Annotated in this window: 9 protein-coding genes; 1 reads left to right on the forward strand and 8 read right to left on the reverse strand. The window is 64.9% G+C overall.

The annotated features are described in order from the left end of the window. A partial coding sequence (locus tag VGD20_RS13060) for an amidohydrolase family protein (RefSeq protein ID WP_331134865.1) occupies positions 1-291 on the forward strand: 291 nt, incomplete at its 5' end. An 84-nt stretch (positions 292-375) separates the two neighbouring features. Here VGD20_RS13060 and VGD20_RS13065 read toward each other — a convergent pair. The 8 genes from VGD20_RS13065 to VGD20_RS13100 form a co-directional block, all read right to left on the reverse strand. Beyond that, entirely contained in the window at positions 376-1,014 is a 639-nt protein-coding gene (locus tag VGD20_RS13065) for a glutathione S-transferase (RefSeq protein ID WP_331134866.1), read from the reverse strand. Positions 1,015-1,016: 2 nt separating this feature from the next. Then, positions 1,017-1,550 (reverse strand): sarcosine oxidase subunit gamma, encoded by a 534-nt coding sequence (locus VGD20_RS13070; protein WP_331134867.1) that lies wholly within the window; start codon positions 1,548-1,550, stop codon positions 1,017-1,019. After that, positions 1,543-4,500, reverse strand: coding sequence for a sarcosine oxidase subunit alpha family protein (locus VGD20_RS13075; RefSeq protein WP_331134868.1), 2,958 nt, complete (start codon positions 4,498-4,500; stop codon positions 1,543-1,545). Before VGD20_RS13075 ends, VGD20_RS13070 begins: the two co-directional genes overlap by 8 nt. Then, positions 4,497-4,781 (reverse strand): sarcosine oxidase subunit delta, encoded by a 285-nt coding sequence (locus tag VGD20_RS13080; RefSeq protein ID WP_325031107.1) that lies wholly within the window; start codon positions 4,779-4,781, stop codon positions 4,497-4,499. The genes VGD20_RS13075 and VGD20_RS13080 overlap by 4 nt, the downstream gene beginning before the upstream one ends. A gap of 8 nt (positions 4,782-4,789) precedes the next feature. Next, on the reverse strand, positions 4,790-6,043 hold the full coding sequence (locus tag VGD20_RS13085; protein WP_331134872.1) for a sarcosine oxidase subunit beta family protein: 1,254 nt from the start codon (positions 6,041-6,043) through the stop codon (positions 4,790-4,792). Between the two features lies 1 nt (position 6,044). Beyond that, positions 6,045-6,827: an SDR family NAD(P)-dependent oxidoreductase gene (locus VGD20_RS13090; RefSeq protein WP_331134869.1), complete on the reverse strand. Its 783-nt coding sequence runs from the start codon at positions 6,825-6,827 to the stop codon at positions 6,045-6,047. Beyond that, the gene (locus tag VGD20_RS13095) at positions 6,824-8,437 is read right to left on the reverse strand and encodes a gamma-glutamyltransferase (protein ID WP_331134870.1); all 1,614 of its coding nucleotides are present in this window, start codon (positions 8,435-8,437) and stop codon (positions 6,824-6,826) included. The genes VGD20_RS13090 and VGD20_RS13095 overlap by 4 nt, the downstream gene beginning before the upstream one ends. A gap of 37 nt (positions 8,438-8,474) precedes the next feature. Then, a partial coding sequence (locus tag VGD20_RS13100) for a hypothetical protein (protein ID WP_331134871.1) occupies positions 8,475-8,665 on the reverse strand: 191 nt, incomplete at its 5' end.

Consider the following 8,665-nt stretch of genomic DNA (forward strand, 5'->3'; position numbering starts at 1 on the left):
AAGCTTGGTCTCGGCACCGATTTGCTCGGCGAACTCTATGATCAGCAATGCCGCGAATTCACCCTGCGGCGCGAAGTGTTCGAGCCGATCGAAATCCTTCGACAAGCGACGTCGATGGGCGCGGAAATCCTGATGCACGAAGGGCGACTGGGCTGCGTAAAGCCCGACGCGTTCGCCGATCTCATCGTCGTCGATGGCGATCCGCTCAAGGACATCGGCTTGCTGTCGCAAAATGGCGAGCGCCTCGACCTCATCATTCGCGACGGCGAGATCATCAAGAACCGGCTGTAGGGCCGGCCGCCGCGCCGCTTGGCGTGCGGTGAGCGCTGAACTTTAAGGATTGCCCGCGAAACTTCGCGCGCGATCGTGATCGGCTCAGTCGATCGCGGGCTTGAGTCCCGGATCGCCGACCGCGAGCGCGCGCTTGAAAGCGGGGCGCTCGACTATCTTCGCCAGATAGGCCTTCAGCTTCGGATAGGCGGCGATTTCGCGTGGCACGAACAGCCGCATCGTGGTCAACGGGAACGCCATGATGATGTCGGCTGCGGTAAATTCATTCCCCGCAAAATAGGGCGCATCCGACAAGCGCTGCTCGACGAGGCCGAAGGCGCGATTGCCGCGACCGCGCAAGGCCTCGGCGATATCGGGGTTCGCAGGCTCGATTGCGGGGATGATCATCTCGACCATAAGCGCCGACATCAGCGAGGAATTGGCGAAATGCAGCCAGAACAGATAGTCCGGATAGGCCGCGTCCGACGGTGTCAGGGCAAGACGGCCGCCACCCAGGCGGTGGATGATATATTCGATGATCGCGCCGGACTCGCCGAGAACCAGGGCGTCATGCGCGATGACGGGCGCCGTACCGAAGGGCGTCAGAGCCTTGTAGGCGGCGGGCGCTGCCCCGGTTGCCGGATCGCGATCATATTTCTGAAGGACATAGTCGATCCCCAATTCCTCGCAAAGCCAGATGATACGGTCCGACTGCGAGATCCCCAAATGATGGATCGTCAGCATCGTCAGGCCCTGCTTCCCGTCGGCGCTTCTTGAACCGCCTCCAACAACAGGGCCTCGACATAAGGCGCGAAGGAGCGCCAGACCTCGAGATGAAAACTCTCGGGGCCGGTCCGCCACACGATGATTTCGGCCTTGTGGAACAGGGTCCGCGCACAGGTGCCGATTGGAAAGGTGCTGATCGCCAAGTCCAGCGGGCAACCGCTCGCCAACCATGTTTCCGCCTCCGGGCTGTCCAGCGTGATCGCGACCTGCCGGTGACTGACATCGACAAAGGCCCCGCCGAGATCGGACAACCGCTTGCCGGCCTCAGACATGGTCGATGCCGCTGTTCCGGTCGCCAGAACCAGCCATTCGTCGGGTCCCAGCCATAGCGCATCGAGCCCGTCGCCCGATGCCGAGCGGCAGGTTGTGCGCGGGAGCGAAAGCTTGAGGATCGCCGAGGCTTTCTCGATGGCCCCCTCGCGGCAGCGCAAGATGTGGCGCGACAGCGTATCTGAATGCAGGACCGGGCCGCGCTGGTTGTTTCGGTTAGTCATTGAGACGGCGCCCTTCGGGATCGACGAAAACGGTCCCGGTCACCTTCACCACGATGTTGCCATCCGGCATCGGCACCATGAGCGGCTGGTCCTCGATGGCCCGGCCGTCCTTGATCATCGCGAGCGCGATCGAGCGGCCGAGCGACGCGCTATAGTAGGACGATGTTACATGGCCCAGCGACGGCCCCCCGACCGGCGCCATGAGCTGTGCGCCCTCTTCAAGCACGATCGACGGATCGGTCGTGAAGAGGCCGACAAGTTGCTTCCGGCCCTTTGCCAGGAGCGCAGGCCGTTCAAGAGAGCGTTTGCCGACATAATCGGGCTTCGTCTTGCCGATGGCCCAGCCAAGCCCGACGTCTTGCGGAGTGACCGTACCGTCGGTTTCCTGTCCGACGATGATATAGCCCTTCTCGGCGCGCAATATGTGCATCGCCTCGGTGCCATAAGCGGTGAGGCCGAGCGTCTGACCACGAGCCCAGATCGCCTCCCAGACCTGACGCGCCCGACCCGAGGGGATGTTGATCTCGAAGCCGAGTTCGCCGGTGAAGCTGACCCGCATCAGCCGGGTCGGTACGCCGCAGATTTCGGCGTCGCCAACGCTCATATGGGGAAAGGCGGCAGCCGAGATGTCGAGCTGCTCGACCAACGGCGCCAGCAGCTCGCGAGCGAGCGGGCCCTGAATGGCGATCACCGACCATTGCTCGGTTGTCGAGGTCAGCCAGACGTCAAGATCGGGCCATTCGGTCTGGAGATAATCCTCCATGAGGCCGAGGACCCGCGCCGCTCCGCCGGTTGTCGTTGTGACATGGAAGCGATCGCTCGCAAGCCGGGCGATGACGCCATCGTCGAGGATGAAGCCGTCTTCGCGCAGCAGCACGCCGTAGCGGCATCGTCCGGCGCCGAGTTTTTTCCAGGCGTTGACGTAAAAACGCTCGAGGAACTCGGCCGCATCGGTTCCGACGACCTCGATCTTGCCGAGCGTCGAGGCGTCGAAAATGCCGGCCGCGCTCCGGACCGCCAGGCACTCGCGGTCGACCGCTTGGCGCATCGTCTCTCCAGCACGCGGAAAGTAGCGGGCGCGCTTCCATTGCCCGACATCTTCGAAGACCGCGCCTTTCGCTTCGGCCCAGCCATGGATCGGGGTGCGCCGCACGGGATCGAAAAGTTCGCCGCGCGCGCTCCCCGCCAGCGTGCCGAAGGTGACCGGGGTATAGGGCGGCCGGAAGGTGGTGAAGCCGACGGCTTCGACCGCTCGCCCGGTGCTGGCGGCGACGATCCCGAGCGAGTTGATATTCGACAGCTTGCCCTGATCGGTCGCCATGCCGGTGGTCGTGTAGCGCTTGACGTGCTCGATCGAGCGGAATCCCTCGCGGGTCGCAAGGGCGAGGTCCCGCGCCGTCACGTCGTTCTGCCAATCCACGAAGGCCTTGACGCGCAAGGGGTTCCTGCCGTGCGGGAGCGCACCGATGACGCCGCCCTTGCCGATCGACTGGCGCACGTCTGCCCGCGGCGGCAGCGGGGCTGCCACGATTTTGCCGCCGCTCGTCTTGGCGGCGTCTATTCCCGCCCACCAGCCGTCTTTCAACGCGTCTGCCAGTTCGAGGCGTCCGCTTGCGGCGCCGACCGTTCGTTCGTCCTCGACCGAGCCCGACGGCACATAGGCCTGGACGTCTTCGTTCCACGCCATTTGGCCCCGTGATTGCGAAGCGAGGTGAATGGCCGGCGTGAAGCCGCCGCACATCAGGACGGCGTCGCAGGCAAGGCGTTCGCGGCGACCGCCGGCGACGATATCTATCGCGTTCACACGCAACCGGCCCCGCGTTCCCTCGATGCGGGCGTCGCGGATGATCCGGAAGGGCGCGCCCGAAACGGCTGCGCCAGGCCGTACGTCGATCAGCACCGTGGCCAGTCCGGCGCTCGTCAGTTCCCGCGCGACGCGGTATCCGGCGTCATGCGCGGTCACCACCACCGGGCGGGCGCCGACGGCGACGCCGTAGAGCTGGAGATAGATGCGCGCCGCGTCGGCGAGCATGATTCCGGGACGATCATTGTCGGGAAAGACGAGGGGGCGCTCGATCGCGCCGGTCGCCAGTATGACGCGTGCCGCCCGAACCTGCCAGAGCCGCTCGCGGACAGGAGCGGCGCCATCCTCGACATGGTCGCCGAGGCGCTCCGCGAGGCCGATCATATTGTGGGGATAATAGCCGAACGCCGTCGTGCGCGGGAGTAACCGGACATTGGGAAGCGCGGCGAGCCTCGCGAGCGTTCCGGTCGCCCAGTCGCGGGCGTCCCCGCCATCTATGACGGCGTCGCTCGCAGCGAGAAGCGATCCACCCATGCGCGGACGATCGTCGCAGAGGATCACGCGCCCGCCTCCGGCCGCCGCCGCCGATGCGGCCGCGAGCCCGGCCGGACCCGCGCCGACGACAAGCACCTCGCAGTGCGCGTAACGCTGCGCGTAGCGGTCGGGGTCGGGTGCGTCGGGCGCCACGCCGAGCCCGGCCACGGCGCGAATGCGCGGTTCGTAGACCGCGTCCCAGGCGCGGCGCGGCCACATGAAGGTCTTGTAATAGAAGCCGGCGGGCAGGAAGCGGCTCAGACGATCGTTGATGCTCCAGCGATCGTGCTCGAGGCTCGGATTGCGGTTCTGGCTGTACGCGACGAGCCCGTCGACCAGTTCGACCTGCGTCGCCGGGAGATTGGGTGTGACCTGCCCCCGACCGCGAACGATCGTGACCAGGGCGTTCGGTTCGTCGGCCCAGGCTCCCAATATCCCGCGCGGCCGGTGATATTTGAACGAACGCCCCACGAGGTGAACATCATTGGCGAGCAGCGCGGAGGCGAGCGTGTCGCCCGCAAAGCCTTCGTAAATGCGCTCGTCGAAACGGAAGCGCAGCGGACGGCCGCGATCGACGAGGCCGTGCCCGGCCAGACGGTATTTCTGGGTCATGACGCACCGGTCTCCGGCAGAGGGTCGTCCACGCGATAGCTTGCCAGAATCAGGTCGGTGCGCGTGTCGCGGAGGATGTTGAAGAAGCGTGCGCAACCATGCGAATGGCGCCAGCGCTCGCGATGAGGGCCGCGAATATTGTCGCGGCCATAGAGAAACGAACCCCATTGCTCATCGTCGAGCGCCGCAGGCACCGGCGGCCGGGCAATGTGCGCTTGCCCTCCGTAGCTGAATTCGATTTCGGGGCGGTCGCCGCAATAGGGGCAGGGGATGAGAAGCATGGCCGGTCTCAGTGCGCCACCGCGGCCGCGGCCGCTTCGTCGATCATATAGCCGTCGCGGAAGCGTTCGATCGTGAACGGTGCATTGAGCGCGTGAGGCGCATCGGTCGCCATCGTATGCGCCAGCAGGTGCGCGGCGCCCGGCGTCGCCTTGAACCCTCCTGTCCCCCAGCCGCAGTTCAGGAACAGGCCCTCGACCGGTGTCATGCCGATGATCGGCGAGCGGTCGGGCGTGACGTCGACGATCCCGCCCCAGTTACGCAACATCCGCATTCTGCGGAATTGCGGGAAGATCTCGCAAATCGCCTCCAGCGTATGCTGCGCGACGTGAAGCCCCCCGCGCTGGGTGTAGCTCGTATATACGTCGGTGCCCGCGCCGATCACCAGTTCACCCTTGTCGGACTGGCTGATATAGGCGTGGATCGTGTTCGACATGACCACGCAGGGCAGGACCGGCTTCACAGGCTCCGACACCAGCGCCTGCAACGGAAAGCTCTCGAGCGGCAACCGCAGGCCTGCCATGCCCATCACGACGCTGCTGTTGCCGGCCGCGGACACGCCGACCTTCGCCGCCCGGATCGGGCCGCGGGACGTCTGGACCCCGATCACCCGCCCCGAACGGTCGCGGTCGATCCCCGTCACTTCGCAATTCTCGATGATGTCGACGCCCCTCGCGTCGGCAGCCCGGGCGTACCCCCAGGCCACGGCATCATGGCGAGCGGTGCCGCCGCGGCGTTGCAGCGCGGCGCCGATTATCGGGTAGCGCATGCCGGGATCGATGTTGAGCGGCGGGCAATAGGCCTTTGCCTGTTCCGCCGTCAGCCACTCGTTGTCGACACCGTTCAAGCGATTGGCGTGGATGTGACGCCGGAACACCTGCTCGTCATGGACCGTGTGAGCCAGCATCATCACGCCGCGCCGTGAATACATGACATTGTAGTTCAGTTCCTTGCTCAGCGTGTCCCACTTCTTGACCGCATGATCATAGAGCGAGGAGCTCTCGTCGAAGAGGTAGTTCGAGCGGATAATCGTCGTGTTGCGGCCGGTGTTTCCGCCGCCGATCCAGCCCTTTTCCAGCACGGCAATGTTGGTGAGGCCGTAGTCGCGAGCGAGATAGAAAGCAGCGCCGAGGCCATGGCCGCCGCCGCCGATGACAATGGCGTCATAATGCGATTTGGGCGCCGCGGCGCGCCACTGCTCGCGCCATCCCGAGTGATTGCGCAGTCCCTGGCGAACAAGCGAGAAGAGCGAGTAACGCTGCATGTCAGCCACGCACCGGAACGGTGTGGTTGAGGACAAGGCGGCCGCCATCGGCGTAGAGAATCTGGCCGGTCATATAGGAGGAATCCTTGCTGGCCAGGAACGCGGCGATGCCGGCAATTTCCTCGACGTCGCCGACGCGGCCGAGCGGCGTTCGGGAGAGCACGGCACGCAGCGCGTCGGTATCGCGCAGAAGCGTGTTCTGAGCCAGATCGGTGGCGATGGTCCCGGGACCGATCGCGTTCACGCGAATGCCGGACTCGGCGAGCGCCAGCGCCATCGCGCGCGTCATCTGGTTTATCCCGCCTTTCGACACCGCATAGGCGAGTTGATCGCCGATCGCGACCACCGCGTTGATCGAACTCATATTGATGATCGAACCCCGGATGCCATAAGCGACCATCTCGCGGGCGACCGGCTGACTCATGAGAAAGACGGACTTGAGATTGACGCCGAGCACGCGATCGAAATCAGCCTCCGCCAATTCGAGGAACGGAGCCTTGTGGACGATGCCGGCAACGTTGATGAGCGCATGGGCAGGTCCGCCCCATTCGAAGATGTCCGCGAGGCATCTTTCGACGTCTTGCGCGCTTGATACGTCGAGCCCGTAGCCCCGTAAATCCGCACCGCTTGCGTCGAGCCGGGCGGCTTCCGCTTCAACCTTCGCGACATCGATATCGCACATCGCGACCTGATATCCATCATCGAGGAAGCGCGATGCGCAGGCGAGACCGATTCCCCGGGCGGCGCCGGTGACTATGACCAGCGGTTTGAACTGCTTGCTCATACCGCCTCCGCTGCTCCGGAACGACGCGGGTCGGCGCAGGCACTGGCGACGCCGCCGGGCGAAATATGAACGCCCTCGTAGCTGCCGGCATGAAAGCTCCACGGGCTCGTCAATTCGAACCGCAGTCCCCGCGCCGCGGCCGCTGCGTGTATCGCGGGCGTCCCGCAATCGAGCTCGATCGCGACGCTGTTCGCCGTGCTTCCGCCATAGATCGGCCCGCCGATCCGCGGCCGGTGCACCGATGTCTCGATATCCATACCGAAATCGAGGATGTTCAGCGCGTTGGTCACACAATTCTGGATTAACGCCACGCTCGGCGATCCGGCCGCAAGCACGGGCTTGCCGTTCGAACCGAAGATGATGTGCGGTGCAACGTAACAGGTTGCGCGGTCGCCGGGTTTCGGCATGTTGCGCGCGAAGTGAGCGGCGCCGGACCACAGGCTCATGCCGTCGACCATCAGTCCGTTCATCCACGGCAGCGACATGACCGAATGGAGAACCGTCGCGACATTGCCGTCGCGATCGACCACCGTCAGATGGTTCGAGCCGGGGTAAGGGGAACGCGCCGGATCGACCGGCACGGGGTCGCGCATCTTCATGAGCTCGAAGCGCATCGCCGCATAATCCTTCGACAGGATGGTCTCAAGCGGCGTCGGCCAGCTGTTGGGGTCGCCTTGTGCGGCCCCGTCGAGCGGAACCTCGAGGCAGAAGCGCGACAGCCAGTACAGGCTATCCGCGCTGTCGGTGGGCATGCCCCATTCAGCGACCGGAATCTGCTCGATCAGATTGAGGATTTCTATGATGTGGGTGCCGCCATTGTCGGGCGGCGGCGAACCGGCGATCCTGTGCCCGCGATAGCTTCCCCAGGCGGGCTCCATCCAGCGCGGGGCGAAGCGGTCGAAATCCTCCATCGTCAGCACGCCGCCAGCGGCGCGAACGGTTTCGACGACCTTTTCGGTAAAGCGCGACCGGTAGAAATAATCGACCCCGCCGGTTGCCATCTTCTCGAGCGTATCGGCGAGCCGGTGGTTGACGACGATCTCGCCGGGGCCGCGCAGCGCATTGTCGCGAAAATAAATCTCGCGTCCCTCCTCGCTGAGGCCGATCTTGCCCGCCTGCTCGAACATCATGCCATAGAGAAAGGGATAGATCGGAATACCCGTTCGCGCGAGCTCGATAGCCGGAGCGGCGAGTTCCTCGCGCGATTTCGTCGCATGGCGCTCGCGCGCGGCTTCCCAAGCCGCCCAGAAGCCCGGGACCGCAACCCCGCGTCCCGTCGCGAGGTCCGCGCCGGTTATTCCGCCAAGCCCGGCGAGCGGCGCGTTCATCGAACCGTTGAGATATCGGGTAGCCCCCGTCGCGGCGTCGTAGTGCATCATGCTGAGCATGCCGAAGGCGGTGGTCATGTGCGGCTCGACCACCGTTTGCGCCAGCGAGGCGGCAAGGATTGCGTCCACTGCATTGCCGCCGTCGCGCAAGATCGCGGTGGCGACGCGCGTCACGATGGGGTGCGAGGAAACCGCGACTCCCTCCTTGCCCGAAGCCATGCGTTTCCGGCCGAAAATCGCACGGTCGGAAAGCTGGCGGATATCGTCGACGTCGAACATCATCAAACTCCCGGGGTCTTGGTCGCAGGGCCGCGACCGGTCACGCGAATGCGCTCATGCCGCCTTTTCCGATGCTGTAATCGCGCGGCGGGGTTTGGCGCATCAGATGCTCGACGAAATAGTCCCATTGCCGCCGCAGAAAGTAGGGCTCTGCGAGATAGAAGTGCGTGCCATTGGGCATGTAGAGCAAATCATAGGACCGGTTGGCCTGGTTGAGCGCCGCGCAAAGCT

This window comes from Sphingopyxis sp. (genome assembly GCF_036402335.1).
Taxonomy (GTDB): domain Bacteria; phylum Pseudomonadota; class Alphaproteobacteria; order Sphingomonadales; family Sphingomonadaceae; genus Sphingopyxis.